The sequence below is a fragment of the Paenibacillus artemisiicola genome, assembly GCF_017652985.1.
GTDB classification, from domain to species: domain Bacteria; phylum Bacillota; class Bacilli; order Paenibacillales; family Paenibacillaceae; genus Paenibacillus_Z; species Paenibacillus_Z artemisiicola.
The window spans coordinates 64,639-89,879 of sequence record NZ_JAGGDJ010000016.1 but is presented as its reverse complement, the minus strand read 5'-3'; the positions used below and the strand labels follow the sequence as shown (position 1 = coordinate 89,879).

Sequence of the window (25,241 nt, the reverse complement as noted above, 5' to 3'; positions counted from 1 at the left end):
GCGGCTCGCCTAAACTTATTGGATTACGAGGAGGAACCATTCATGCATTATCGCACGCTGGGAAGAACGGGACTGGACGTCTCCGAGATCGGCTACGGCGCTTGGGGCATCGGCAAATCCGGCTGGATCGGCGCGGACGACGGCGAGTCGCTTCAAGCGCTGCACCGCGCGGTGGAGCTCGGCCTTAATTTCATCGATACGGCGCTCGCGTACGGCGAAGGCCATAGCGAACGGCTCGTCGGCCAAGTCGTCCGGGAGCAGAAGCAGCCGATCTACGTCGCCACCAAGATCCCGCCGAAGAACGGCAAATGGCCGGCGCCGGCCGGCATCTCGCCGGACGACGCGTATCCGGGCGAGCACGTGATCGCCTGCACCGAGCAAAGCCTGCGCAACCTCGGGCTGGAGACGATCGACGTGCAGCAGTTCCACGTCTGGTCCGACGAGTGGGTCGGGCGCGGCGATTGGCTCGAGGCCGTGCAGCGGCTGAAGGAGCAGGGCAAGATCCGCTATTTCGGCGTCTCGATCAACGACCATCAGGCGAGCAACGCGATCAAACTGATCGAAACCGGCGTCGTGGATACCGTGCAGGTCATCTACAACGTGTTCGACCAAAGCCCGGAGGACGGGCTGCTGCAGGCATGCCAGGCGCATAACGTCGGCGTCATCGTGCGGGTCGCGCTCGACGAAGGCGGCCTGACGGGCAGAATCACGCCGGACACCACGTTCGCGCCGAACGATTTCCGCGGCAACTACTTCCGCGGCGACCGCAAGCAGCAGGTATACGACCGCGTGCAAGCGATCGCGTCCGACCTCGGCATCGGCGTCGACGACATGGCGGAGACCGCGCTGCGCTACGTGCTCAGCCACCCGGCCGTGTCCACGGTCATTCCGGGCATGCGGACCGTCCGCAACGTCGAGCGCAACATGGCGGTCGGCGACGGCCGCGGCCTGTCCCAAGAGCAGCTGGCCACGCTGAAGAAGCACCGCTGGGACCGGAATTTTTACCAAGCATAAATCGCGTCTGACGGCGGCCTCGCGGCCGTGCGCGCGCAGACATAAGAATAGGGCTGCCCCGGAAGTCATAGACATGACTGTGGGGCAGCCCTTTTTGCATGGCCGTTCATGTACCGCACTACGTACCGCTCATTTGGCAAAATTGCCGTCTGTCGGCTCATGTACCGTACTACGTACCGCTCTTGCGGCAATTTGGCCGTCCGTCGGCTCTTGTACCGCACCGCGTACCGCTCTTGCGACAAATTGGCCGTTCGACGGCTCTTGTACGGTATTACGTACCGCTCTTGCAGCAAAATTGCCGTCTGTCGGCTCTTGTACCGTACCGCGTACCGCTCTTGCGACAAATTGGCCGTTCGACGGCTCTTGTACGGTATTACGTACCGCTCTTGCGGCAATATGGCCGTCCGTTGGCTCATGTACCGTTCTACGTACCGCTCTTGCGACAAATTGGCCGTTCGACGGCTCTTGTACGGTATTACGTACCGCTCTTGCAGCAAAATTGCCGTCTGTCGGCTCTTGTACCGTACTACGTAACGCTCTTGCAGCGTATGAACCGCCGAACGGCTCATGTACCGCACCGCGTACCGCTCTGGCACAATTTCACCGCGCCAGCCGGCTAATCGCTCCCGCCGGCCGGCTCTACACCGCGGGGTGTTCCGCCATGACGATGCCCGCGACCACGTGCGCGAGGGCGGTCAGCGACGTTTCCGCCAGCTCGGCCGGCGGCACGCGGCGTCCGTCCGCGTTCCACGCGTACGCGAGGCCGTAGATGCTCCAGGCGAGCATCGTCGACACCGCGCACGCCGTCGCCTCGTCGAAGCCGGCCGGCCGGCGCGCGTCCCTTTGCCGCATCAGCTGGAACAGCACCTCCTGCAGCAGCGCTTTGACTTTCTTCTCCAGCAGCGGGCCCGTCGCCTCGTAGTTCTTGAGGCAATGCGTGCTGAGGTCGCGGTGGAACTCGCACACCGTCACGACGATGCTTGCCAGCGACGAACGGCTGAATTCGGCGTGGCACTGCAGCTTCCCTTGAATGCCTTCCCAGAACATCGTCGTCAGCGTCGCGTCCATCAGCTCGTACTTGTCCGCGTAATGCGCGTAGAACGTCGCGCGGTTGATCGTCGCCCGTTCGGTGATGTCGCCGACCGTAATGTCCTTGAGATCCTTCGTCTGGATGAGCGACCGGAACGCGTCCAGAATGAGCTGCCGCGTGCGCAGCACCCGCGGGTCCGGCTTCTCCTCTTGCGGCTGCATGTGGTTCCTCCTTCTTGGCCCTTCGGGGCCGACTTATTCTACAATATCGCGATGTTGTTGCCTAAGCGACTAAACCGCCGGATTGATGGTTGTTCGGAAGACCGCTTTATTTTATCATAACTTACGCAACAGTTGTTGCTTACTTATTTATAGAGAGGGGATTGCCATCATGGCTATCGTCATCGAAATTTTACTCGCGCTCGCGTTCCTCGGATCGGGCCTCAGCAAGGCCGCCGGCGCCAAAATGCAAGTGGAAAGCTTCAACAAGCTCGGCCTGCCGCAATGGTTCCGCGTCGTGACGGGACTGCTGCAGCTGGTTGCGGTCGCCGGCCTCGTCGTCGGCTTCTGGTACGCGAGCTGGTCCGCTTGGGCGGCCGTCGGGCTCGCGTTCATCATGGTGTGCGGCGTGATCGCCCACATCCGCGCGAAGGACGCGTTCGGCCAAATGGTGCCCGCCCTCGTGCTGGCGATCCTGGCGATCGTGCTCGCCTGCCTGCAAGGTTCCGATTTGGGCAATTTCCCGAACTGAACCGGCGCCTCAGACAAACGTTCAGCCATCGGAAAGCCGCTCCGCCAAGGGGCGGCTTTTTGCATGCCCGCGGAAGGAAATTGACGCGGATCCGTCTATGCCCGTCCCCGCTATGCTATGCTGAGGAGGATACCGAATTCAACGGAGGTGCTTCCCGTGATTTCCAATCGATCCGTACCCGTAAACGCAATCCTGCCCCACGTGTATTACGAAGACGTCGCCGCGGCGCTGACCTGGCTGCGGGATGCGTTCGGCTTCGAAGAGCAGTACCGCTTCAGTCTGCCCGACGGAACGGTGCACGGCGCGCTCGTCCGCCTGGGCGAAGCGCACGTGATGCTGAAGAGCTTGACACGCGCCGCGGCAAGCCCTGCCCGCATCGGCGGCTATACGCAGAACGTCATGCTGTTCGTCGAGGAGATCGACGCGCACTTCGCGCGCGCCGAAGCGGCCGGCGCCCGCATCGCGGAGCCGCCGAACGATACGGAGTACGGCGAGCGGCAGTATGTCGCGGAGGATCCCGAGGGGCATCCGTGGATGTTCGCCAAGCATGTGCGGGACGTAGCCCCGGAAGCGTGGGGCGCGGTAATCGCGCGCAACGGCTGACCTTATCGCGTCAACGTGCCGCTATTCCCGCGCTCCCGATTGATGCGTGCCGTCATGCCCGCCGGAAGCGCTGCCACTACGATTTGCGGAGGCTGAACGAACCATGAAATTGTATATCATTCGCCATGCGGAACCGGACTACCCCAACAACACGATCACGCCGCCCGGCCGCTTGGAAGCGAAGGCATTGGCCGAACGGCTGTCCGGCACGCGCATCGACCGCCTGTTCTGCTCCCCGCTCGGCCGCGCGCGGGACACGATGCAGTATACCGCGGACGCGATCGGACTTCATCCCGTCGTCCTGCCATGGACGGCCGAGCTGGACGGATGGCAGGTCACCGAGCCGTCCGGGCGGTCGGTCGTCGCCTGGAACGCCGATCATACCTGGGTGCGGGAGCAGCGGCCGTATCCGTCGAGCAGCGATTGGCACGAGCGGCCCCCGTTCGACGATCCCGCCTTCAAGGCGAACTACGAGCGGCTACAGGCGGATTCCGATGCTTTCATGCGCGGGTTCGGCTATGCGCGCGTAGACGGCCGGTACCGGATCGTCGAACGCAACCGGGAAGCGGTCGCCGTCTTCTGTCACCTCGGCTTCGGCCTGGCCTGGCTGTCCCACCTGCTCGAGCTGCCGCTCTCCATGGTATGGTCCGGCTTCTGGATTGCCCCGAGCTCGGTGACGACCGTCGTCATGGAAGAGCGCGGGCACGGTTGGGCCGCGCCGCGCTGCTACGGCGTCGGCGACGTCGGGCATCTGTACCGCGCCGGGCTGCCGGTCAGCCGGGCCGGGTTGTTCGCGGACAACGCGGACTGACGCGGCGGCGAAAACGCCAAAAAACGCGCCCTGCTTGATGCGATGCGTCAAGCGGGGCGCGTTTTGCCTATTCGTAATGCGCTATTCGTTATGCGCTATTCGTTAACCACCGTTCGTTGTGCGCAGAGCGTATGGATCTTGAACGCCCATCGGATTCGGGAGCGCCCCTCCCGCTAGCCTTCAAGCCCGAACAAGCCCGGCATCTCGCCGAGGAACCGTTCGAGCGGGTCGGCCGCGTATTCGTTCCACGGCGCCTCGAAGCAGCCGAGGCCGGACGCCGCATGGACGCGGCCGGCCCGGACGGCCGGAAGCCCGCGCCACGCCTCGCTCTGGGCGAGGCTCCGCCACCTTGCCTCGGCGGCGGCGCCGCGTTCGACGTGCACGATGATTCGGTCCGCTTCCAAGCCGGCCAGTCCAGACGGCGCGATCGGCCGGCCCCAGCCCACGTCGCGGGCCGCTGCCGGCAAGGCGAAGCCGAGATCGTCGTACAGCACCGTGCCCGCCTGGCGCCCGACGACGGCCAGCCCCTTGCGGTCGACGGAGAGCACCAGCAGCGCGCCCCCTCCGGCGATCGGCGCCAGCCGTTCCCGTATCGCCGCCGCGCGGCGGTCGTAGCGCTTCAGCCATGCCGCGGCTTCGTCGTCCCGGTCCAGGAACGCGGCCAGCTGCGCCAAGTGACCGCGCCAATCGTCGTCCGAGCGCAGAAAGAGCGACGGCGCGATCTCCCGGAGCTTGTCCTGCTCCTCCGGCGGAAGCAGCTCCGCCATGCCGACGATCCGGTCCGGCTTCGCCCCGCGCAGCGCGCTCAGGTTGAACGCGTAATGATGGCTGAGCGGCGTTTTGACCTCGTAGCCGCACTTATCGCGGTAGTAGTCCGTCCAATACTGATCCATCGGCGCGGCGTACGGCATCGTCCGCAGCGCCAGCAGCTGGCCGACGTTGATCCAGCTGTACGCCGCGATCCGCCGCTTCTGGTTGCGCTGGTAGACGGCCGGGGCGAAGCCGACCTCCCGTTTGAACAGCGTGCCGAAATACGTCTCGCTCGTGTAGCCGACGAGCTCGACGATCTCCGTCAGCGACAGGTTCGCCTCGCACATGAGCCGCTTCGCTTCCTTCAGCCGCAGCTCCGTCCGGTATTCCATGACGCCGCGGCCGAACCGCTCCTTGAACAGCCGCATGAAATGAAACCGGCTCAGCCCCGCGATCTTCGCCAGCTCCACGATCGTGATCTCGCTCGCGTAATGCCGCTCCAGCTCCAGGCGCGCCGCTTCGAGCGCCATCTCCGTCTGGCGCTCCTGATGCCGAGCGCGAGGCTGAGCAGCTCGAGCAGCCCCGCCTCGGCGCGCAGCCGGCCGGAAGGCGTACCCTGCTCCCAGCCCGCGCGGATCGCGCCGAAGAGCTGGCCGGCCGCCACGGCCGACGGCGCCGCCGCTTCGCCGAGGAACGGGAAACGCGGCGGCGCGTCCGCCGCGGGCTCGCCGCCCGGCGGCGCGGCCACGTCGAAATGCAGGAGCAGCAGCTCCAGCGGATGCCCCGTATAATTGGTCCATTCGATCAGCTGCCCCGGAGCGCAGACGTACAGCGAGCCCGGACGCGGGAGCCGCACCCGGCCGTCGATGACGAGGCGGCCGCCGCCCGTGCCGGCCAGCAGCAGCAGATGCGTCCCGGCCTCGATGAACGAGCGCTCCCCTCCCGCGTCCCCCGCATCGTCCCGCAGCATCCGCACGTCCAGCAAACGATAGGAAAGGCCGGCCGCAGCGGGAGGCTGCGAGCCGGCGGAGGAGTGCTTATTCATGGACGTCCTTCAGCACGTCGTCGATGATCAGGCCGTTCGCGATCAGATTCGCATTGAACCAGTGGCCGGAATCGGCGTCGAACACCCGGTTGTTCTTCACGGCGGAGAGCGATTTCCAGAGCGGGTTGTCGACCGGCGCCTTCTCGCGGCCCGGGCCGGAGATGACGAAGAGGTAGTCGACGTCCTTCAGGTCGGCGAGCTTCTCGATGGAATACGTCTCGTAGTCGCCTTTCAGCACGGCCGGCTGCCTGAAGCCGAGCGTCGCGTACAGCGTCTCGCCGCCGTAGAATTTCGGGCCGAACAGCTTGAAGCCCTTCTCGCCGCCCGATTGCAGGAGCACGGCGGTCTTCCCGGCCGGCAGCGTGCCGAGCCGGGTCTTCGCATCCGCGACCTTCTTGTCGTAGTCCGCAAGCGCCGTCTTCGCCGCCTCCTCCTCGTTCAGCAGCGCGCCGAGCTTCTCGAGGTTGCCCCGCCAGTCGGACTCGTTGCCCGACAGCACGAACGTCGGCGCGATTTTGGCGAACGACTCATAGTCGGCGTTCGCCAGGTAAGACGGCGCCATGAAGATGATCAGGTCCGGACTGTAGGACAGCGCCTCTTCCGGCTTCAGGCCGCCTTCCATGCTCAGGACGGGCACGTCCTTGAGCTTGTCCTGCAAATATTGCTGCGGCACGCCGGCGGCGCCCCACTGCGCGACGGGCTTCAGGCCGAGCGCGGCGAGCGAATCCTCGAGGAACGGCGCGATGACCCGCTGCGGGCGGGCCGGCACGTTCACGTCGTGGCCCATCGCGTCCTTCAGCACGCGGACGCCCTGGTCGGCCGCGTTGTCGGCCGGCGCGGCATTCGCGCCGCCATTCGCGTTCGCGTTGCCCGCGTTCGCGTTGCCCGCGTTCGCGTTCGTCGTGCCGCCGGCGTTCGCCGGCTGCTGCGTTTCGTTATTGGCCGAGGACGCGTTGCCCCCGTTATTTCCGTTGTTCGCGTTGCCGCAGGCGGACAACGCGGCGATCAGCAAAACCATGAGCGCGAGCTGCGCAAAGCGGGTGACAGACGTTCGGTTCATGTTCGACGGCTCCTGTAATTGAGATTGATTATCATTATCTACGACTAGTATAGTGCCTTCCACCTCCCTTGTGAATAACCGATTGTGCGCTCTTTTCGGCTACGGCAGCATTTCGGCTGTTTTTTCGCGCCCGCGGTCATCTCCGGACCTGCCGCGCTTGGAATCTGGTACCGATTCCAACAATTTAACGCCCGATTAACAAAACGGCCTCCGCCCCGAATATCCCGCTGACAGTGGGCTTGTACACTCAAACTGCCCTTGCTTCACCCGCGGGCAACACTTTCGCAGACTGGCGGTGGATTTCGTGTTGAAGTTCAATAAGCAATTCCGGATGCTGCTCCCCCTGTCGCTCTCGGCCGGCCTCCTCTCGACGGGTCTCGCCGTTCCTCTCCCTTCGGCGGCGGCCGCGGAGGGCGGCGCCGATGCCGGCGCCCCGCAGGGCCAGTGGCTGACCGGCGAGTTCCACGCGCATACGTTCGAATCCGACGATGCCCAGAGCTCGCTGGAATCGGTGCTCGACCACGGCCTTACGACGAACGGCCTCGACTTCCTCTTCCTGGCGGATCATCTGCGTTACTCCAAGCGGGACGACACGGGCGCCGACATTCCCGGCGGGCCGACTCCGCTGTCCAAGGGACTGCTCGACTACCAGGTGCCGAAGACGAAGGAGCTGCAGGCGGCCGGCAAGTACGCGGGCAAAACGATTTTCTCCGGCTTCGAATGGGATATCCCGTCGCATGAGCACGGCTCCGTCGGCATCCTGACCGGCGCGCCGGGCTCCGACGCGGCGCTGAAGGCCGCGAATCGATTCGAGTACCTCTTCACGAACCGCGACGCGAGCTGGTTCGATCCCGCCGACGTCGCGCAATGGGAAGCCGGCGACGACCGGGCGTACGCGACGCACGCGGACAGCCTGACCGCGATCGATTGGCTGAAGCGCAACTACCCGGACACCAGCTACATGATCGTCAACCATCCTTCCCGCGGCGTTGGCAAATACAAGATTTCGGACTTCCGCGACTTCAATAGCGCCGCGCCGGACATCGCGTTCGGCTTCGAGGGCATGCTCGGCAACCAGATGGAGCCGGACCGCGGCGGCTATAACACGGCGTACGATCCCGCCGATCCGACGGCCAACGACAACTACAAGAACCGCTCCTACGGCGGCGTCGATTACATGGTCGCGAAGGTCGGCGGCGTCTGGGACGCCCTGCTCGGCGAAGGACGCCGCTTCTGGAATTTCGCCAATTCCGACTACCACTTCAAGACGATCGGCACCAACTCGAGCGGCTACTGGCCGGGCGAATACGCCAAGAACTACGTCTGGACGGACGGCCGCTCCGCGCAGGATATCCTGGACGGCATGCGTTCGGGCCAATCGTTCTCCGTCTTCGGCGATCTGATCGACGCCCTGGACTTCCGCATCGCGGACGGCGACGCAAATGCCGGGATGGGCGGAAACCTGCAGGCGACCGAAGGAGACAAGCTGACGCTCACGATCAAGTTCAAGAGCCCCGGGACCAATCATTACGAATCCCCGATCGACAGCGGGCAATCCGCCGGCGTGAAGCCGGCCGTCGACCACGTCGACCTGATCGCGGGGGACGTGACGGGACCGGCCGAGAAGGGAACCGCGGCCTACGACAAGGATACGAACGACTCGACCCGCGTCGTCGCCACGTTCACGAGCGAGGATTGGACGACGGACGCGAACGGCTACAACGTCATCACGTACGAGCTGCCGCGCGCGAGCAAGGATCAGTACTTCCGCCTGCGGGGCACGAACCTCGGCGCGAACGTGCCGGGCGAGACGCAGGACGGCAATCCGCTGATCGATCCGAAAACGACGACGGAGGACCCGACGACCCGCTTTAACGAGATTAACGATCGCAATTACAAGGACCTGTGGTTCTATTCCAACCCGATCTTCGTCGATAGCGCCGCCTACAGCGACGAGCAGGCCGTCGCGGATACGCTCGGCACGCTGACGCTCGGCGACGCCGGCGCGGTGACGGCCGATCTTACGCTGCCCGCCGAGGGCAAGCACGGCGCGTCGATCGCCTGGGAAGAGACGGCCGATAGCGCGAACGCCGTCGCGATCGAGAACGGCGCCGCCAAGGTGACCCGTCCGGGCGCGGGGCAATCCGACGCGTCCGTGACGCTGAAGGCGACGGTATCGCGCGGAACGGCGTCGGAGACCAAGACGTTCGCCGTCACGGTCAAGGCGCTCCCGACGACGTCCACGCCGGGCAGCCCGCCGCCGGCAACGCCGGACGAGCCCGAGACGCCTGCAGCGTCCGTGACCGTCGACGTCGATCCCGCCAAGGGCGCCGAAGGCAGCCTGAAGGACGTCGTCGCCTTCAAGGTGCCGGCAGGCGCCGTCGCGTCCGGCGGCAAGGTCGGCGCGCGCGTCCTGGCCGCCGCCGAGCAGCCGCCGCTCGGCAGCCTGCAGGCGCTCGGCCCGATCGTCGAGCTGACGAGCACCGCGGGCGCGACGTTCGGCAAGCCGGTGGAGCTGACGTTTAACTACGCGAAGGATTCGGCCCTCCAGCCGGCCGTCTACTACTACAACGACACGCTCAAGAAATGGATCTTCCTCGGCGGCAAAGCCGACGGCGCGACCATTACGGTCGCCGCGAAGCATGCCGCGGCCTTCGGAGTGTTCGGCTACGCGCCCCAAACGTTCGCGGATCTGGGCGCCTCGTGGGCCAAGCCGTACGCCGACCGGCTGATCGGCCTCGGCGTCGTCTCCGGCTACGAGGACGGCACGTTCCGTCCCGAACGTCCGGTCACCCGCGCCGAGTGGGTGAAGCTGCTCGCGGACGCGCTCGGCCTTCCGGCCGCGGCGGGAACGACCGGCTTCGCCGACGACGCCCGGATCCCGGCGTGGGCCAAGGCGCAGGTGAAGGCGGCCGCCGACGCCGGCTACGTGACCGGCTTCGCCGCAAGCGGCGGCTCCGTCTTCCAGGCGTCGCAGCGCATCACGCGCGCGGAAATCGCCGTCATGGCCGCGCGCGTCCTGCAGGCCGGCGGCATCGCCCCGGGCGGCGCGGACAAGACGTTCGCCGACGCGGCGGGCATCCCGGCCTGGGCCGCGGAAGCGATCGGCCAAGCCGCGTCAGCGGGCATCGTCGACGGCTATCCGGACGGCGCCTTCCGGCCGGACGGCACGTTGACGCGCGCCGAGGCCGCGAAGATCGTCTACGCGCTGCTGGACGCGCTGAATATTTAACGATGCTGATCGTTTAGGCAGGCAACGAAAAGACCCTCCGCGCAGGAGGGTCTTTTTGCGTTTCGCGCTAGTTCTTTTCGCTGCTGCTTGCTATTGCCGTTTGCCGGTTGTCATTGCCGTCTGCTGTTTGCCGCTCGCCGTTGCCGTTCGCCGCTGCCATCGCCCGTCTATGTTGACATCCATCATCCGGCACTCGGCCGGTTGCCGTCACGGCGACGCGCCGCCGGCCTGCATGCCCGCGCCCCGCACGCCTACCGGTTGACGGTCCGCATGCCCGCTTCCGGGTACCGCGTGCCGGCCGCGGCGCCCTTCGGCGCCGTCTCCTCGATGCGCGCGAGGTCCGCGTCCGTCAGCCGGACCGCGAGCGCGCCGGCGTTCTCCTCCAGGTACTTCACGCGCTTCGTGCCCGGAATCGGCGCGATGTCGCCGCCCTGCGCGAGCAGCCAGGCCAGCGCCAGCTGCGACGGCTCGCAGTCCTTCTCGGCGGCGATCTCCTTGATCCGGTCGACGAGCGCCAGGTTCTTCGCGAAGTTCTCGCCTTGGAAGCGTGGCGACAGGCGGCGGTAGTCGTCCTCCGCCAGATCCTCGAACGACCGGATCTGACCGGTCAAGAAGCCGCGCCCGAGCGGGCTGTACGGCACGAAGCCGATGCCGAGCTCGCGGCAGAGCGGCAGGATCTCGTCCTCCACGTCGCGGCTCCACAACGAATATTCCGTCTGCAGCGCCGTAATCGGATGAACGGCATGGGCACGGCGAATCGTCGCCGGCGACGCCTCGGACAAGCCGAGGTACCGCACCTTGCCCTCGCGGACCAGCTCGGCCATCGCGCCGACCGTCTCTTCGATCGGCGTATCGGGATCGACCCGGTGCTGGTAATAGAGGTCGATATGGTCGACCCCGAGCCGCCGCAGGCTCGCTTCGCAAGCGGACCGGACATAGTCCGGCTTGCCGCTGATGCCAAGGCTCTTGCCGCTCGCGTCGCGCACGTTGCCGAACTTCGTCGCGAGCGTCACCTCGCCGCGGCGCCCCCGGATCGCCCGGCCGACGAGCTCCTCGTTCCGTCCGACGCCGTACATGTCCGCCGTGTCGAGGAACGTGACGCCGAGCTCCAACGCCCGGTGAATCGTGCGGAGCGATTCGTCGTCGTCCCGTCCGCCGTAAAAGTCCGACATCCCCATGCAGCCCAGCCCCAGTGCCGATACCGTCAATCCTTCCTTGCCAAGCGTACGCTTTTCCATATCGCCGCATCCTCCTTCGGTTTGGGTTTTGCCTTGTCCGGTTGCCGTATAGGAATAGTTTACCTCTCCCTCCGCCCTCGCGCAAAGCGCCGCCCGCCCCGCGGACCGTCTTTACAATAACTACACGGCAGAAGCGTGGTATACTGGGACAAACCCCGCCCGGCGGCGCGATCCCCGGGCATGACGGAGCGTGATGACATGACGGCCTCCTACGAAGCGCTGGCGCAGGCGTTCGCCCGCTCGCCGCTGGACGTCCACGGCGTCTACCGGACGACGCTGGAGCCGGAGCTCGTCTATGACGGGCACCTCAACCGGCCGACGGAGAAATGCGCCCTGATCGTCGGCCTGCGCGGACAGGCGGACTTTACCTTCGACGGACGCGAGACGCATCGGCTGGAGCCCGGCAGGGCGCTGCTCGGCGGCCTGGGCAAGCGGCTGTTCATCCGAACCGGACCGGAAGGGTTCGAGTACGGCCTCGTCCACTACATGCCCGCGGACCCGGCGCACGGCCGCGCGCCGCTCTTGACGGAGGTGTCGCTGCTCCATGCCGCGCCCGATCCCGAGCTTCGGCTGCTCCTGCAGGGGCTGATCGAAGCGGATTCGTCCCCCGACAGCATGATGCTGCTGGAGAAGAAGACGCTCTTCTACCGGCTGCTGAACAAAGCGCTGCAGGCGGAGCGCCACGAGCGGAACCGCCGCAGCTACCCCATGCTCGACGACGCGATCCGGTACGTCCATGCGCACTATGCCGAGCCGGTCACCTTGGAGCTGCTGGCGTCGCGCTACGGACTGAAGCCGAAATATTTCTCGTCCCTCTTCCGCGATTACGTCGGCGTCGGCCCGATCGATTACGTGATCCGCTACCGGATCAACCGGGCGCACGAGCTGCTCCTGACGGGTCAATTCACGGTCGCCGCCGTGGCGCGGAGCGTGGGGTACCCCGACGCCTACTACTTCAGCCGGCTGTTCAAGAAGTACAAGGGCGTGCCGCCGGGCCAGGCCGGGCCGCGCCCATCGGGAAATCGTCCATCGTGACGGGAGGAAATGGTCTATTCTCATCCCGGACGGCGGATGGTACAGTGTTAATGATAATGAGAATCGTTATCGTTAACCTTGCGCATAGAAAGGATGCCCGTCATGTCCGTTCGATTCAACCTTCTTCCCTTCTTGATCAGCCTGATTTGCCTGATGCTGGTCGTCGGCGCTTGCTCCGGCGCGAATAACGCCGGCAAATCGGGCGCGGCCGGCAATGCCTCCGAAAATACGTCCGCCGGTACCGGCACGGAGGGCAACGCGGCCAAGAACAACGCGGCTTCCAACGGCAGCGGCACGGACAAAGCCGCGTTCCCCCGCACGATCCAGACCGCGAATGGCGACGTAACCATCCAAGCGCAGCCGAAACGGGTCGCCGTCGTCCACTGGGGCTACATCGAGCCGATGCTCGTGTTCCATCTGCCTTCGATCGGCCTCTCGCTGCCGTTCACGGAAGCCCAGTCCTCGCTGAAAACCGAAGAATACAAGCCGTTCGCCGCGAATTTCGAGGAAATCGAGACGGTCGGCGAGAACACGCAGGTCAATATGGAGAAGCTGCTGGCGTACGCGCCCGATCTGATCATCGCCGGCAACGCCACCAACAAGGACATCGCGGCGGAGCTCGCCAAGATCGCCCCGACCGTCATGATCGACGAGCAGGCAACGGACGTCTGGACGGACTGGCCCGCGCTCGTCGCCAAGTTCGGCGAAATCCTCGGCCAGGAAGACACGGCCGCCCAATACGTCGCGCGGTTCAACGACTTGCTGAAGGCGGCGAAAGAGAAGCTGGCCGGCCTGAACGGCTCGGTGGCGTTCGTGCAGGTCCGCGACAAGACCGTCTGGCTGCAGGGCACGAAGTACATGCCGGAATACTACGACGGCATGGGCTTGAAGCCGCCGGCCTCCGAGGCGATGACCGCGGACGGCGCGGAGATCAGCCTCGAGGGCTTGGCGAAGGTGAATCCCGATTACCTCTTCCTCGGTTACTTCAATTACGAGGACAAGTCGATGCCCGCGGCGACCGACGAATGGGAGAAGAGCGGCGTCTGGAACACGCTGAAGGCCGTAAAGGACAAGCATGTCTACGGCTTCAAGGGCGCGCTCGGACTCGGCTACGGCCCGATCGGCCAGACCTACGGCGTGAAGGCCGTGCTCGACGCGCTGACCGGCGAACAAACGCCGTAGCCGCAAGTCCCGCAAGCCCGAAACAGGCCGAAGCGCACCGGAACGGTGCGGCTTCGGCCTATTTCGTTTAGCGCCTTAATCGTTAACGTCGTATCGGCCGCGGCTTGAAGGCGGACAGCCGGCGCGCCGCATGCCGGTCAAGTCGCCGCCGCGGGCAGCGTGCCCGCCGGCTCCAGCAGCCCGAGCAGCGCTTTGACGCCCGCCGCCGTATTGGGCTCCTGCTTCCCGTACAGCGCCAGGCCGGATTTTACGTTCTTCAGATGCAGCAGCTCGTACGGATTGCCCAGCGACAACAGCGCGTACCGCTTCCCGCGCGCGTTCAGCTCGTCGATGACGGCCTGGTAATCGGCCCAACCGAATTGGCTGGCGTTATTGCGGAACTGATAGGAGGCCGCGATGACGTAATCCGCGCCGTCGATCGCCGCCCGAAGGCCGGCCGCGCCGCCCGCTCCCAGCACCGAGGTCTCGATTCGCAGAGACAGCTCCGGATTCGCTGCCGCCAGCTGACGCTTCAGCTGCCCGGCCTGTTCCTGGTCTGCCGCGGCGATCAGCACCCGGTCCCCCGGCTGAATCGCGTCGGGCCGCTTCCCGTCGCGGCCGGCCAAGAGCGTGACCGCGCGCTCCGCGATTTCCCGTTCGGCTTCGCGGTGCGGCGCGGAGCCGACGACGGTTCGCACGGCCGCCAGCTTCGCGGACAAGCTCTCGCCGCCGCGCTCGAACAGCCCGTACCGGTCCTTCAGCGCCAGAATCCGCTTGACCGCCGCATGGATCGTCTCGCGCGGAACGGTACCGTCCTTGACCGCGTCGACCAGCGTTTGCCGGGCGGCGGCCGGGTCCTGCGGCATCAGGATGATGTCCACGCCCGCCGCGACCGCGCGCTTGACCGCGTTCGCCTCGCCGAAATGCTCCGCGATTCCCTGCATCGTGAAGGCGTCGGAGATCACGACGCCCTTGAAGCCGAGCTCCTCCCGCAGCAGTCCGGTCATCACCTTCTTCGATAGCGTCGCCGGCACGGGAACCTCGGTTCCGTCCTTCGCGGAGACGACCCGCTCGTCGTCGATGGCCGGGAACGCGATGTGGGCGGTCATGATCATCTCTACGCCGCCCTCGATCGCGGCCCGGAACGGCTTAAGCTCGACCGCTTCCAGCCGGTCGCGGCCGTACGGCAGCACCGGCAAGCCCAGGTGAGAATCGACCGCCGTGTCGCCATGCCCCGGAAAATGCTTCACCGCCGCGACGACCCCCGCTTCCCGCAGCCCTTTGATCGACGCGAGACCGAGTCGCGCCACCAGGTCCGGGTCCGACCCGAACGACCGCATGCCGATGATCGGATTATCCGGGTTGCGGTTCACGTCCAGGTCCGGGGCGAAGTTCAGCTGCAGCCCGAGCGCCCTCAGTTCCTCGCCCGTCAGCTTGCCCGCCGTCTCCGCCAGCGCCGCGTCGCCCGTTGCGCCCAGGGCCATCTGCCCGGGGAGATTCGTGCCGCCGGGGATCCGCTTGATCACGCCGCCCTCCTGGTCCGCGCCGAGGAACAGCGGAATGTCCCCCGCCTCCGCCTGCAGCCGATGCGTGAAGGTCGCAACCTGCTCCGCATTGACGATGTTTTTATCGAACAAAATGAATCCGCCCGGCGACTGCTCGCGAACGATCGCCTTCAGACCGTCGTGCACGGTCGTGGTCGGTTGGCCGTTCCACATCCGGATATCCGGCATCAGCATCTGGCCGGCCTGCTCCTTGACGGTCATGTAGGAAATCAGCTTGTCCCAATCCTTCGCCCGGATCGCCGCGTCCCGCTCGAACCGGATCACCCGGGTCAGGAAGACCGCGTATTCCGCGCGCGTCACCGGCCGGTCGGGCCGGTACGTGCCTTCCGCATAGCCGCCGATGAGGCCATTGGAGCTTAAGGCGCGAATCGGCGCCGCCGCCCAGTGCGACCCGATGTCCGATGGCTCGGCCGTGCCCTCGCCCGGTTGAAGCGCATAGGCCCGGGCAAGGAAGGCCGCGGTCTCCGCGCGGCTGACCGGCGCGTCGGGGCGGAAGGAGCCGTCCGGGAATCCGCCGGCCAGCCCCTTGGCCGAGGCAACGGCGATTTCGCGGTAGAACGGGTGCGTCGGCGGAACGTCCGCGTAGGCCGGATCCTTCTCCGGCACTTCGTCCGGGTAGAGCTCCCGCGCCATGAACGCCACCGCCTGGGCGCGGGTCACCGCCCCGTCCGGCTTGAATTGCCCGCCGCCGTAGCCGGCCACCGTCCCCCGGTTCGCCAAGTAGGCGATGCTGTCCGCCGCCCACTGCGCATGCCGCAGATCGGAGAACCGCTCTTCCGCGCCGGCGCTCCCCGCCCACAGGAAGACTGCGCCCAGAATCCCCGCTGCCATGCCGATCGCCGCTTGCTTGATGTTCGCTTGCTTGATGTTCGCTTGCTTGATGTTCGCTTGCTTGATGTTCGCTTGCTTGATGTTCTCTTGCTTGATGTTCCCCACCTTGATGTTGGCCTGCTTGCTGTGCACTTGCTTCAACTCCCGATTTACAAATTCTCCATCTTAGACGCCCAGGAATTGAAAAAGTTGTTGTTCCGATGGAAATCGGCCGCGGCGCATGGCAAAAAGACCGAGACCAATCGGTCTCGGCCGGCTCCGTTGGGCGGCTTGCGGCCGCCCGGCGTTCCGTTTCTTCCGTACACTCAACTCGCTCGCCGCATCGCCGTCGTATCCGGCTTCAGCGCCGGGCGCGAGCCGCCCGGCCGTACCGTGCCCGACCCCGCCGCCTTACAGCGCCCCCGACTCCCGCACGATGCGGTCCGCCTCTTCGTAGTCCGCTTCCTCCACGATCGCCACGAGCATGATGTCCCTGCCGGTGACCCGGTTGTCCGGCCCGCCCGAGCCGTAGCCGCTCGCGCTGACGCTGGCCGCCGCGAGAATGCCTGCGTCAAGGCTGTCGAAGTCGCCGCCGAGCGTCAAATTGCCGAGCCCCTTGAAGTCGCCGGTTATCGTCCCGCCGAGCCGGTCCAGGCTCTGGTAGCCCGGGCCCGCGTAGCCGTCGATCCGCTCGATCGCGTAATCGACCAGCTTCAGCGGCTTCAGCCGCTCCACCGCTTCCTTCGCCTGATCGGGCGTGTTGAAATACGCGAATACCGATCTTTCCGCCATACCGCCTGCTCCCTCCGCTTGTCCGTTTGTTGGCATGTCGTGCCAATATCGCCACTAGTGTGTTCCGCCTCTTGAGGAACTATGCGCGGGCATGGTTTAATGGACAAGCAATCCGGTGAATAGTGACAATGAGAACAAGCCAAAACGAGGAGGAAACGCTCATGCCAACGGTACAAATCGAAGGCCGCGAAGCCGTAACGGCCGCGGAAGGCCAAAAGCTCGTGCTGGCGCTGGAGGACGGCGGCGTCGACGTGCTGCACCGCTGCGGCGGCAATGCCCGCTGCACGACGTGCGCGGTCGAGGTCGTCGGCGGCAGCGCCGGCGAGATCGGCGAAGCGGAAGCGACGGTTCGCGGCAACAAGGGCATCACGGATCCGGCGATCCGCCTGTCCTGCCAAATCAACGTGCACGGCGACTTGACGGTCAAGCTGATCAAGACGGTCGAGTCGACGGGACTGGACGCGGGGCCGCGCCCGCAGGACTAATTCCGTCCGCGGGGAAGAAACGAAAGAAGCCCGGAGCGCCGCTTGCGGCATTCCGGGCTTCTTCGTCATGCCCGCGCGGCGGGGCAGGCTGCGCTTACCGCGGCTTACCGCGGCCTATCGGCTTTACGCCCGGCCGGGCCGTCCTACGGCAGCACGCCCGCGATCTGCAGGACCGAGAGGATGACCTCGATCACGATCAGCGCGACCACGATCCACTCCACGAAAAGGCCCCGGATCGAATGGCTGATCGTCGAGAAGCCCTCCATGAGGTGATAGAGCACCTCCGTCTTGCTTTTCATGATCTTGTACCGGTCGTTCAGCTCGAAGAACTCCAGCATCCGGTCGTAGAATTCCCCGGCGCTGCTGCTTGCCCACGTAATGTCGGGCTTATCCAAAATCATGATGTACGCGAGCGTGTTGTACTCGTGGCGGATGATGTTGGCGGTCGTGCGGGCCAGCTCCTTGTTGCCGATCCGCAGCCGGCCCTTTTCCAGCCGGTCGATCATGGTTTCGAGCCGGTCGTGGATCTTGCCGAGCTGCTCCTCGATTTTCTCGAGGGCGACCGACTTGGCGAGCACGGTGGCGATCAGCTCCGGGTGGAACGCTTCGTATTCCGGCACGACGACGTATTCGTCCGTCAGCTCGAAATGGTCGGCTTCGCCGGTATGCAGGCTGTAATCGTCGGCATACCGGTCCCGCTGCTCGATGTCGATCTCGGGCTCGAAGGTGCGGACGTACGCGAGGAACCGCGCGATGTCGCCCGGGTGCGCCTGATTGACGAAGACGACGCTCCCGAAGGAAAACACGAGCACCTGCTGCGCGTCGTCCGTCTTCTTCCGCACGATCTGCTGCAGGGTCTCCCCTTTCAACACGAGCGGCTGCTCCCAGGTGTATTTCTTCGGGATGCCGCAGTGGATGGCGATTTTGTTCAAGTCGATTTCGTTCGCGACCGCGTAGGCTTTGAACGTAATGGCCGTCATGTATCGGATCACTCTTTCCAGACAAGCGTTTAATGTAGCCTATGCTTCCATTCTTCCCGATTATGCGCCCCTTTAGCGGCAAACGGCGGCCGCCGTTTGAAGCCGCTTCGGTAAACGTGCTAGACTCAGGGGACAAGAACCGCCGTTCGAGAGAAGCGGCCGCCCGAAGGAGGCGTTACCCCATATGACGCGCGTCGTCGATATTCCCTCGTCCCGCGTATCGAATTTTTTCCGGTTCCAGCGGGACCCGCTCGGCTTCCTGGTCGACGCCCTGCCGCTCGGCGACGTCGTGTCGCTCCGGACCAGCTCGTTCCAGCCGACGTTCATCGTCAATGCGCCGGAATTCGTCCAGGAGCTCCTCGTGCACCAGGAGGACAAGCTGCGCAAGGGCCGGAGCGCCGGCGTGCTGCGGCGCACGATCGGCGACGGCCTCCTGACCGCGGACCGGACCGCGCACCGCCGGCAGAAGCGGTATTTGACGCCGGTGTTCTACAAGGAGCGGATCAACGCCTACGCCGAGACCGTCCTCGCCGAGACGCGGAAGGCCGCGGAGTCGCTGCGCGAAGGCGTGCCGGCGCCGATGCACGACGTCATGATGCAGCTGACGCTCGAGATCATCGCGAAGACGATGTTCCGCACCGAAGTCGAAGCGGACAAGGCCGCGCTCGCGGACGCCGTCGACGTGACGATCCGGCGCACGGCCGCCACGATCTTCTCGCCGCTCATTCTCCCCTTCGGCTGGCCGACGCCGGGCAACCTGGCCCATCGCCGCGCGATCCGCACGCTCGAAACGATGATCTACGGCGCCATCGCCGCCGCCCGGCGCGCGCCGGACGCGTACGCGGACAGCCTGCTCGGCCTGCTGCTCGACACGAAGGACGAGGACGGCGAACCGATCGCGGACGAGGAGATCCGCGACCAAATGATGACGATGCTGCTCGCCGGCCACGAGACGACGGCCAACGCGCTCGTCTGGGCTTGGTACGCGCTGGAGCGCGCGCCCGAAGCCGCCGCCGCGCTGCGCCGCGAGCTGGACGCGGTGCGCCTCCGCGAACGCGAGAGCGGCGCGGCTCTCCCGGCGGGCGAGCTGTACCGGGAGCTGCCGTACGCGCGGCACGTCATCCAGGAGACGCTCCGGCTGTATCCGCCGGCGTGGGCGATCCTGCGCGAAGCGGATCGCGGGCTCGAGATGCTGGGCGACCGATTCCCGCCCCGGAGCAGCTTCCTGATCAGCCCGTACGCGATTCACCGCAACGACGCGGTGTTCGGCGACGCCGCGGCGTTCCGGCCGGACCGGTTCGCGGACGGAGGCGCATCGAGCTGGGCGCGCTTCGCCTACTTCCCGTTCGGGGGCGGCTCGCGCGGCTGCATCGGCTCGCAGTTCGCGCTGATGGAGGCGGTGCTGATTCTCGCCGCGCTGGCGGAACGCTTCGAATTCGCCTCCGCGCCGGGACAGGGCGACGCCGTGCCGGAGCCGCTCGTCTCGCTGCGGATCAAGGGCGGGCGGATGATGATTCCGCGCCGCCGGACCGCGGCCGGCCCCGCGGCGGGGGCCGATGCTTCCGCGCCGGAACGGCCGGAGGCGGAAGCGGCGCGCGGCTCCGCGCCGGCGCCGTAAAAACGGCAAAGGCCGGGAGAACGGCGCGCATGCGCGCCGTTCTCCCGGCCCTTCTTTGCGTTCCTCGCTCTCGGCCCTTCTTTGCGTTCCGCGCTCTCGGCCTTTCTCCGCGCCCCCCGCGCTTACGCTTCGAGAATGCTCCGCATCCGCACCTCCAGCTCGGCCCGCGCCCCCGCGCCGGCCAGCTCCTCGAACACCGCCATCCCCGCGCTCAGGTTCGGCCTCCGGGTCACGTTATGGGCGTCGGTCGCGAGCGTGTGCGCGTGGCCGTCCAGGATCAGCTTGCGGCCGTACTCCCGTGCCTCCGCGCCGAAGTTGCCGACCAGGCTGTCCGCGGACACCTGCGTCCAGATGCCCTGCTCGATCAGCGTCGGCAGCAGCTCCGGATTCTCGCGGAAGAAAAAATGCCGCTCCGGGTGCGCGATCACCGGCGTCACGCCCGCGTCCAGCAGCCGCGCGACAATCTCCGGCGTATCCGGATCGTAGTCCGTCCAGCGCTCCTCCATGAGCAGGAATTTCGCCGGCGTGCCCAAATAAGCGAAGCTGCCCCGGGCGGCATGCCGCTCGACGAACGCCTTGCTCTCGATCCGCAGCTCGTTGCCCGGATGCAGCCGGATCGCGACGCGCTGCCGGTCCAGCTCCGTCCGCAGCTCGTCCAGCTTCCGCCGCATCGTGTCCGCCGTCGTCATGTAGACGCTGTTGAAATGCGGAGTGACGACGATGTCCCGGATGCCGTCCTCGTACGCGATGCGGGCCATCGCGACCGCCTCCGCCAGATCCTTCGCGCCGTCGTCCACGCCGGGCAGTATGTGACAATGAATATCGATCATTTCGGGTCCCCCGCTCTTCCGTTTTTCCCATCGTAGCAAAGGCTCCCGCTATCGGCAACGGACGGGCGGCCGCGCAAAACGGACGATTCCGGCGTGCGAAGGAGATCGGCGCGGCATGCCGGGCCGTCGCGCTTGCTGGCGAAGGCGCGGCTGCCCAAGGAGGACTGACGTCCTTGGACGGAGGGCGGGCGCGAATCGCCGGAAGCGCAAAATAAGAGCATCCGAAGCGTCGGCCGCCGCGGATGCTCTTCCTTGTTTCATGCTTATCGCGCCTGCTTCTTCCGCACCGGAATCCAAATCTCGCTGCGGAATGCCGGCAACGACGTGTCCTTCCCCTCGTTCCACAGCATCTCCGGTCCCGGCACCAGCTCGTACGCCGCCGACGGCAGCCATTCCGAATAGATGCGTCCCCATACCTCCTGAAGCGTCTCCGGGAACTTCCCGACGGCCTCGAATACCGCCCAGTCCGAAGCGGCCACCTCCAGCCGCGCCATGCCGTCCGGCGCCGGCTCCGTGGTCGCGGCGCCGATATAATGATCCAGGCCGCCGCGTTCCTCCATCCGGTCCTCCGAGAAATTCGCCGACGCGCTGATCAGCCCCCGCGGCTCGACGTTCGACACGTCCTTCAGCGCCGTGATCGTCGCCATGTCCAAGCTCTGCCACATCGCCGCGATGTCCGGATTGACCCCTTCGAACACGACCGCCACCCGCTTCATGATGCCCACGATGCGGAATGCGTCCTTTTCCACGATCCGATAGTTCATTTCGCTGCCTCCCCGCACCGTTAACTGGAAGGAGACCGGCGAGTAGGCCTTCACCGTTCCGGCGCCGCTCCGCGCCTCCGACGGCGTGACGCCGTGCAGCTGCTGGAACGCCCGCGCGAACGCGTCCGGCGAGCCGTACCCGTACTTGAGCGCCACGTCGATGACCTTCGCGCCGCCGCCCCGCAGCTCGAACGCCGCCAGCGTCAAGCGTCTCCGGCGGATGTATTCCGACAGCGGAAGGCCCGCCAGGAACGAGAACATCCGCAGAAACTGGTACTCCGAGCAGTACGCCCGCCGCGCCGCTTCCTTCACGTCGATCTCGTCCGCCAGTCGCTCCTCGATGTAGCGCAGCGCGCCGTTCATGTTCATCGGCTGCTCCACGTTCTGCCGCCTCCTTCCATCCCAGATTAACAGGTCTCGTCCGCGGCCATCCGACATTCCTTGCCCGATCGTGACGGGTCGCGGACGGGAGCGGCCTTTATTTCTTCAAAATCCCCAGAAACGCCGTCCACGGCCCGACGTCCGCACGGTACCGCTCGGCCATGACCCGGACGATTTGGGCGATATGCGTCAGATCGTGCACGACCCACGTCGACAGCAGCTCCCGCGCCTTCACCGCGCCGAACGACGGATGCCGCCCCGTCCGCTCCAAGTCGCGTTCGGGATCGAGCAGCGTCTTCAGCTTGGCGAGGCTCTCCGCGCGCGCCGCCTGAAATTCCGCCAGCTTCCGCGTTAGCGACTGCTCGCCCCGGCCCAGATGGGCGAACCGGTCGAAGGGCGGAAACGGCTTGCTTTCGCCCTCCTCCAGCAGAAACGCCAGCCGCGGCAGCCAATTCGTCCGCTCGCCCTCGATGAGATGGTCGACGACCTCGACGGGGCTCCAAGTGCCCTCGCCCTCGTTGCTCCGCAGCCAGCCCTCCGACAGCCCGGACAGCCACGTCTCCAGCGTGCGCGGAGTGCGCTCCAGCACCTCAACTGCTTCCTCCAGCTTGAAATTCATCGTTCCGCCCCTCTCCCTCCTGATTCCCTGCCGCGCATAAAGGGGGCCGCGCAGCCCGCTTGCCCTCGCTGTCACAGCCCCCCTGCCCGCGTATTCGTTCCGCCTAGCCCGCATCCGTTGTCCTTGCGCCGCAGCCGCCCGGACCGGCCGTCCCGGCGAAACGCGAACCCCCGAAGCCCGCCCTAGCGGTGCAGCCGGTACCGGTTCGCCTTGCTCATGCCGCGGATCGCCGCCGCTTCCGCCTCCGTCAGCGGAGGCGCGTCCGCCGCGGCCAGGTTCTGCAGCAGCTGCTCGCGCGAGCTGGCCCCCGGCACGGCGGCCGCCACGACCGGCTGGCTCAGCGTGAAGCGGATCGCCAGCTGCGTCAGGCCGCGGCCCTCCGCCTCCAGCGTCCCGAGCCCGGCGCGGAGCGCTTCCAGCTCCGCCAGCTCGTAGTCGGGCACGCCCTTGGACGGCTGCCGGCCGGCCGCCAGCGCGCCGCTCGCGAGCGGTCCGCGCGCGATGACGCCGATGCCCTTCTCCGCCAGCAGCGGGAAGACCGTCTCTTCGCCCCGCCGGTCGACGATGCTGTACGGGTTCATCACGCTGGCGATGCCGGACCGCGCGGCATATTCGCGAATGACGTTCGGCCGGATCGACGAGATGCCGTACGCCCGGATGACGCCTTCCGTCTTCAGCTGCTCGAACGCTTCGATCGTCTCGTCGATCGGGTCGTCGATCGTGCCCCCGTGCAGCTGGTACAGATCGATGTAGTCCGTGCCGAGCCGGCGCAGGCTGTCCTTCGCCGCGGCCAAAATATACGCCTTCGACGGATCCCATACCCAGCCGTCCTGTCCCGGCACGCGCCGGTTGCCGACCTTCGTCGCCAGCACGACCCGGTCGCGGCGGCCGCGGATCGCCTTGCCGACGAGCTCCTCGTTGCGCCCGCCGTCGTAGAGATCGGCGGTGTCGAGCAGGTTGACGCCCCGCTCGAGCGCCTCGTGAAGGATGGCGGCCGCCGTCCGTTCCTCCGTGCCGAGCGACATGCAGCCGAGGCCGATCTCGCCGACGCGCAGGCCGGAACGGCCGATTTCGTTCATCTTCATGAATGGTCACGCTCCTTTAAGTCGATGTAGGAGAAAGCGAAAATACCGGGCCGGGCTAGGAGGACAGCTGCCGCGGGAACGCGGCGCCCCCGCCTTTGCCTCTGCCGCGCCAGAGTACCGTCCGGGCGCTGACGAAGCCGAACGCGCAGGCCTGGACGAGGAAGAAGAAGCCCCAAAACGCGGTCGGCAGCACCGTGTCCCTGCCCAGGTTCGCCGCGTCTCCGGCGCCCGCCGGCGCGTACAGGCTAAGCCACAAAATCGCGAAGCTGCTCGACACGGATTCGGCCAGCACGAACACGAACAGACCGATCGCCAAGGCGGAGGCCCAGCTGCCTCTCCGCCAGAGCGCGAAAGCCAGCAGGACGGTGAAGACGAGCAGCCAGCCGATGCCGAACGGATTGCGCACCCAGAGCAGCGCGTTGACGACCGCGAGGACGAGGAAGAGCCACAGGATGACGGCATGCTTGCGCCTCGCGCAGAGCACGGCGAGCAGCAGGGCGAACAAGGACGAGCCGACGTAGCCCGCGAGACTCGTCACCACGGAGGCGAGCTTGCTCGGCGACGCCGTGTACGTGACGCCTTCGGTGTTGGCGTACAGCTGAATCTGGCCGACCTGCCCTTTCATCGCCAGCGACGTCAGGGCATGGGCCGACTCGTGCACGAGCGTGTTGGCGATTTTGAAGAAAAGGCCGACGAACGGCAGATGAATGACGATCAGCGCCACGACAATGTAACCGGCGAATTTCCAGTTCATGCGTCAGCTCCGTTCCGTTTGGTTTTTCTCCCATTATAGCACGCGGGCGCGGGCAAAGCCGCCGGACCGCGGACCGGGAAGCCCCGGTCCAGCCGCTATACCCGCAGCGTCGCCGCCCGCACGATCGCGGCCGCCGCCCGTTCCCGCCGCTCCGGATCGTCGCTGCGCAGCGCCGCCTTCAGCACGTCCAGCGCTTCGCGCAGCGTCGCTTCGTCGACGAGCGGCGCGCCCTCCGCCGCGGACGGGGGCGACAGCAGCCGCTCCAGCTCCTCGCGGGCGACGGAACGCCCGAAGAGCCCGGTCTCCCCGTCCTCGCCGAGGAACGCCGCCAGCTCCGGATGCAGCTGGCCGCGCTCCAGCCGGCGCAGCCACGTCACGCCGCGCCGGTGCCCGCTCCGTTCCTCGGCATTGTCGAATTCCTCGAGATAATAGTAATCGCCGAGGTCGCCGAGATACAGCCGTTCCCCGTCGCCGGCCACGACGTAATCCCCGTCCTCGAGCGCGTGCGCGAAATTCCAGTGTTCCTCCAGCCGCCGCTCCAGCTCGCGCCCGTCCAAGCCGTGCGCCTGCCGCAGCTTCGCCTGCAGCTCCGACCGGCCGACCAGCCCCAGATCGCCTAAGCCGGGCAAGCCGCAGCTGACGTAATGGCTATTCAGAAAATCCGGCAGCCCGCGGCTTCCCTCTTGCCCGGCAATTACCCGATACAATCGCATATCCCCAAATCCCTCCCGAAGTCCGCTTTACACGGTTACCCTATTACGATAACATTCTTGCTAGAAACCGCAAACGAACCGTCCCCGCACCGTTCTCTCGCGTACCGCCGACCGTC

23 protein-coding genes are annotated in these 25,241 nt (G+C 66.2%); 9 read left to right on the top strand and 14 right to left on the bottom strand.

Annotated elements, in window-relative coordinates; all coding sequences use genetic code 11:
* Positions 1 to 42: 42 nt before the first annotated feature.
* Positions 43 to 1,014, top strand: a complete 972-nt coding sequence (locus I8J29_RS18905; RefSeq protein ID WP_208849068.1) for an aldo/keto reductase — start codon at positions 43 to 45, stop codon at positions 1,012 to 1,014.
* A 639-nt stretch (positions 1,015 to 1,653) separates the two neighbouring features.
* On the opposite strand, the gene I8J29_RS18900 is transcribed toward I8J29_RS18905, so the two are convergent.
* Positions 1,654 to 2,265, bottom strand: a complete 612-nt coding sequence (locus I8J29_RS18900) for a TetR/AcrR family transcriptional regulator (protein ID WP_208849067.1) — start codon at positions 2,263 to 2,265, stop codon at positions 1,654 to 1,656.
* A 169-nt stretch (positions 2,266 to 2,434) separates the two neighbouring features.
* On the opposite strand from I8J29_RS18900, the gene I8J29_RS18895 reads away from it, so the two are divergent.
* The 3 genes from I8J29_RS18895 to I8J29_RS18885 all read left to right on the top strand — a co-directional run bounded on the left by I8J29_RS18895 (position 2,435) and on the right by I8J29_RS18885 (position 4,208).
* Positions 2,435 to 2,794 carry a DoxX family protein gene (locus I8J29_RS18895; protein ID WP_240546310.1) on the top strand — a complete coding sequence of 120 codons (360 nt, stop codon included), beginning with the start codon at positions 2,435 to 2,437 and terminating at the stop codon, positions 2,792 to 2,794.
* A gap of 156 nt (positions 2,795 to 2,950) precedes the next feature.
* Complete coding sequence (locus tag I8J29_RS18890) at positions 2,951 to 3,397, top strand: VOC family protein (RefSeq protein WP_208849066.1); 447 nt, start codon at positions 2,951 to 2,953, stop codon at positions 3,395 to 3,397.
* A gap of 103 nt (positions 3,398 to 3,500) precedes the next feature.
* Complete coding sequence (locus I8J29_RS18885; RefSeq protein WP_208849065.1) at positions 3,501 to 4,208, top strand: histidine phosphatase family protein; 708 nt, start codon at positions 3,501 to 3,503, stop codon at positions 4,206 to 4,208.
* Positions 4,209 to 4,381: 173 nt separating this feature from the next.
* Here the strand turns inward: I8J29_RS18885 and I8J29_RS18880 are convergent, their stop codons facing one another.
* The 3 genes from I8J29_RS18880 to I8J29_RS18870 are packed head-to-tail and all read right to left on the bottom strand — an operon-like array spanning position 4,382 to position 7,063.
* Positions 4,382 to 5,488 (bottom strand): AraC family transcriptional regulator, encoded by a 1,107-nt coding sequence (locus I8J29_RS18880; RefSeq protein WP_208849064.1) that lies wholly within the window; start codon positions 5,486 to 5,488, stop codon positions 4,382 to 4,384.
* Positions 5,401 to 6,003, bottom strand: coding sequence for a hypothetical protein (locus tag I8J29_RS18875; RefSeq protein ID WP_208849063.1), 603 nt, complete (start codon positions 6,001 to 6,003; stop codon positions 5,401 to 5,403). Before I8J29_RS18875 ends, I8J29_RS18880 begins: the two co-directional genes overlap by 88 nt.
* The gene (locus tag I8J29_RS18870) at positions 5,996 to 7,063 is read right to left on the bottom strand and encodes an ABC transporter substrate-binding protein (RefSeq protein WP_208849062.1); all 1,068 of its coding nucleotides are present in this window, start codon (positions 7,061 to 7,063) and stop codon (positions 5,996 to 5,998) included. Before I8J29_RS18870 ends, I8J29_RS18875 begins: the two co-directional genes overlap by 8 nt.
* Before the next feature lie 304 nt (positions 7,064 to 7,367).
* Here I8J29_RS18870 and I8J29_RS18865 point away from each other — a divergent pair, with 304 nt between their 5' ends.
* Positions 7,368 to 10,295, top strand: coding sequence for an S-layer homology domain-containing protein (locus I8J29_RS18865; RefSeq protein ID WP_338113224.1), 2,928 nt, complete (start codon positions 7,368 to 7,370; stop codon positions 10,293 to 10,295).
* A 251-nt stretch (positions 10,296 to 10,546) separates the two neighbouring features.
* Here the strand turns inward: I8J29_RS18865 and I8J29_RS18860 are convergent, their stop codons facing one another.
* Complete coding sequence (locus tag I8J29_RS18860) at positions 10,547 to 11,533, bottom strand: aldo/keto reductase (RefSeq protein ID WP_208849061.1); 987 nt, start codon at positions 11,531 to 11,533, stop codon at positions 10,547 to 10,549.
* Positions 11,534 to 11,731: 198 nt separating this feature from the next.
* Between I8J29_RS18860 and I8J29_RS18855 the strand changes: the two genes are divergently transcribed.
* Both I8J29_RS18855 and I8J29_RS18850 read left to right on the top strand, forming a co-directional pair.
* Positions 11,732 to 12,568 carry a helix-turn-helix transcriptional regulator gene (locus I8J29_RS18855; RefSeq protein WP_208849060.1) on the top strand — a complete coding sequence of 279 codons (837 nt, stop codon included), beginning with the start codon at positions 11,732 to 11,734 and terminating at the stop codon, positions 12,566 to 12,568.
* Positions 12,569 to 12,670: 102 nt separating this feature from the next.
* Positions 12,671 to 13,750 (top strand): ABC transporter substrate-binding protein, encoded by a 1,080-nt coding sequence (locus I8J29_RS18850; RefSeq protein WP_208849059.1) that lies wholly within the window; start codon positions 12,671 to 12,673, stop codon positions 13,748 to 13,750.
* 137 nt (positions 13,751 to 13,887) lie between these two features.
* Here I8J29_RS18850 and I8J29_RS18845 read toward each other — a convergent pair whose 3' ends face one another.
* A complete protein-coding gene (locus I8J29_RS18845) occupies positions 13,888 to 16,257 on the bottom strand; it encodes a glycoside hydrolase family 3 N-terminal domain-containing protein (protein WP_208849058.1) in 2,370 nt (789 codons plus the stop codon).
* Positions 16,258 to 16,515: 258 nt separating this feature from the next.
* Positions 16,516 to 16,896: a hypothetical protein gene (locus I8J29_RS18840; protein WP_208849057.1), complete on the bottom strand. Its 381-nt coding sequence runs from the start codon at positions 16,894 to 16,896 to the stop codon at positions 16,516 to 16,518.
* Between the two features lie 161 nt (positions 16,897 to 17,057).
* Between I8J29_RS18840 and I8J29_RS18835 the strand changes: the two genes are divergently transcribed.
* Positions 17,058 to 17,381 carry a 2Fe-2S iron-sulfur cluster-binding protein gene (locus tag I8J29_RS18835; protein ID WP_208849056.1) on the top strand — a complete coding sequence of 108 codons (324 nt, stop codon included), beginning with the start codon at positions 17,058 to 17,060 and terminating at the stop codon, positions 17,379 to 17,381.
* A 143-nt stretch (positions 17,382 to 17,524) separates the two neighbouring features.
* Here the strand turns inward: I8J29_RS18835 and I8J29_RS18830 are convergent, their stop codons facing one another.
* Entirely contained in the window at positions 17,525 to 18,361 is an 837-nt protein-coding gene (locus I8J29_RS18830) for an RMD1 family protein (protein WP_208849055.1), read from the bottom strand.
* Between the two features lie 184 nt (positions 18,362 to 18,545).
* Between I8J29_RS18830 and I8J29_RS18825 the strand changes: the two genes are divergently transcribed.
* Entirely contained in the window at positions 18,546 to 19,979 is a 1,434-nt protein-coding gene (locus I8J29_RS18825; protein WP_208849054.1) for a cytochrome P450, read from the top strand.
* Positions 19,980 to 20,101: 122 nt separating this feature from the next.
* Here the strand turns inward: I8J29_RS18825 and I8J29_RS18820 are convergent, their stop codons facing one another.
* The 6 genes from I8J29_RS18820 to I8J29_RS18795 form a co-directional block, all read right to left on the bottom strand.
* Positions 20,102 to 20,809 (bottom strand): tyrosine-protein phosphatase, encoded by a 708-nt coding sequence (locus I8J29_RS18820; protein WP_208849053.1) that lies wholly within the window; start codon positions 20,807 to 20,809, stop codon positions 20,102 to 20,104.
* A gap of 263 nt (positions 20,810 to 21,072) precedes the next feature.
* Positions 21,073 to 21,942, bottom strand: coding sequence for an AraC family transcriptional regulator (locus I8J29_RS18815; RefSeq protein ID WP_240546317.1), 870 nt, complete (start codon positions 21,940 to 21,942; stop codon positions 21,073 to 21,075).
* 109 nt (positions 21,943 to 22,051) lie between these two features.
* On the bottom strand, positions 22,052 to 22,573 hold the full coding sequence (locus I8J29_RS18810; protein ID WP_208849051.1) for a DinB family protein: 522 nt from the start codon (positions 22,571 to 22,573) through the stop codon (positions 22,052 to 22,054).
* Positions 22,574 to 22,755: 182 nt separating this feature from the next.
* Positions 22,756 to 23,658: an aldo/keto reductase gene (locus tag I8J29_RS18805; protein ID WP_208849050.1), complete on the bottom strand. Its 903-nt coding sequence runs from the start codon at positions 23,656 to 23,658 to the stop codon at positions 22,756 to 22,758.
* Positions 23,659 to 23,713: 55 nt separating this feature from the next.
* Positions 23,714 to 24,412 carry a M50 family metallopeptidase gene (locus tag I8J29_RS18800; protein WP_208849049.1) on the bottom strand — a complete coding sequence of 233 codons (699 nt, stop codon included), beginning with the start codon at positions 24,410 to 24,412 and terminating at the stop codon, positions 23,714 to 23,716.
* A 95-nt stretch (positions 24,413 to 24,507) separates the two neighbouring features.
* Positions 24,508 to 25,125 carry a hypothetical protein gene (locus I8J29_RS18795; protein WP_208849048.1) on the bottom strand — a complete coding sequence of 206 codons (618 nt, stop codon included), beginning with the start codon at positions 25,123 to 25,125 and terminating at the stop codon, positions 24,508 to 24,510.
* Positions 25,126 to 25,241: the final 116 nt, after the last annotated feature.

Bases quoted from the DNA above. Each gene is read 5' to 3' on its own strand.
- I8J29_RS18835 (WP_208849056.1), top strand. From the start codon at position 17,058: ATGCCAACGGTACAAATCGAAGGCCGCGAAGCCGTAACGGCCGCGGAA.
- I8J29_RS18905 (WP_208849068.1), top strand. From the start codon at position 43: ATGCATTATCGCACGCTGGGAAGAACGGGACTGGACGTCTCCGAGATC.
- I8J29_RS18810 (WP_208849051.1), bottom strand. From the start codon at position 22,573: ATGAATTTCAAGCTGGAGGAAGCAGTTGAGGTGCTGGAGCGCACTCCG.
- I8J29_RS18805 (WP_208849050.1), bottom strand. From the start codon at position 23,658: ATGAAGATGAACGAAATCGGCCGTTCCGGCCTGCGCGTCGGCGAGATC.
- I8J29_RS18850 (WP_208849059.1), top strand. From the start codon at position 12,671: ATGTCCGTTCGATTCAACCTTCTTCCCTTCTTGATCAGCCTGATTTGC.
- I8J29_RS18855 (WP_208849060.1), top strand. From the start codon at position 11,732: ATGACGGCCTCCTACGAAGCGCTGGCGCAGGCGTTCGCCCGCTCGCCG.
- I8J29_RS18880 (WP_208849064.1), bottom strand. From the start codon at position 5,488: ATGGCGCTCGAAGCGGCGCGCCTGGAGCTGGAGCGGCATTACGCGAGC.
- I8J29_RS18840 (WP_208849057.1), bottom strand. From the start codon at position 16,896: ATGGCGGAAAGATCGGTATTCGCGTATTTCAACACGCCCGATCAGGCG.
- I8J29_RS18900 (WP_208849067.1), bottom strand. From the start codon at position 2,265: ATGCAGCCGCAAGAGGAGAAGCCGGACCCGCGGGTGCTGCGCACGCGG.
- I8J29_RS18825 (WP_208849054.1), top strand. From the start codon at position 18,546: ATGACGCGCGTCGTCGATATTCCCTCGTCCCGCGTATCGAATTTTTTC.
- I8J29_RS18895 (WP_240546310.1), top strand. From the start codon at position 2,435: ATGGCTATCGTCATCGAAATTTTACTCGCGCTCGCGTTCCTCGGATCG.
- I8J29_RS18870 (WP_208849062.1), bottom strand. From the start codon at position 7,063: ATGAACCGAACGTCTGTCACCCGCTTTGCGCAGCTCGCGCTCATGGTT.
- I8J29_RS18795 (WP_208849048.1), bottom strand. From the start codon at position 25,125: ATGCGATTGTATCGGGTAATTGCCGGGCAAGAGGGAAGCCGCGGGCTG.
- I8J29_RS18885 (WP_208849065.1), top strand. From the start codon at position 3,501: ATGAAATTGTATATCATTCGCCATGCGGAACCGGACTACCCCAACAAC.
- I8J29_RS18860 (WP_208849061.1), bottom strand. From the start codon at position 11,533: ATGGAAAAGCGTACGCTTGGCAAGGAAGGATTGACGGTATCGGCACTG.
- I8J29_RS18830 (WP_208849055.1), bottom strand. From the start codon at position 18,361: ATGACGGCCATTACGTTCAAAGCCTACGCGGTCGCGAACGAAATCGAC.
- I8J29_RS18815 (WP_240546317.1), bottom strand. From the start codon at position 21,942: ATGAACATGAACGGCGCGCTGCGCTACATCGAGGAGCGACTGGCGGAC.
- I8J29_RS18875 (WP_208849063.1), bottom strand. From the start codon at position 6,003: ATGAATAAGCACTCCTCCGCCGGCTCGCAGCCTCCCGCTGCGGCCGGC.
- I8J29_RS18800 (WP_208849049.1), bottom strand. From the start codon at position 24,412: ATGAACTGGAAATTCGCCGGTTACATTGTCGTGGCGCTGATCGTCATT.
- I8J29_RS18820 (WP_208849053.1), bottom strand. From the start codon at position 20,809: ATGATCGATATTCATTGTCACATACTGCCCGGCGTGGACGACGGCGCG.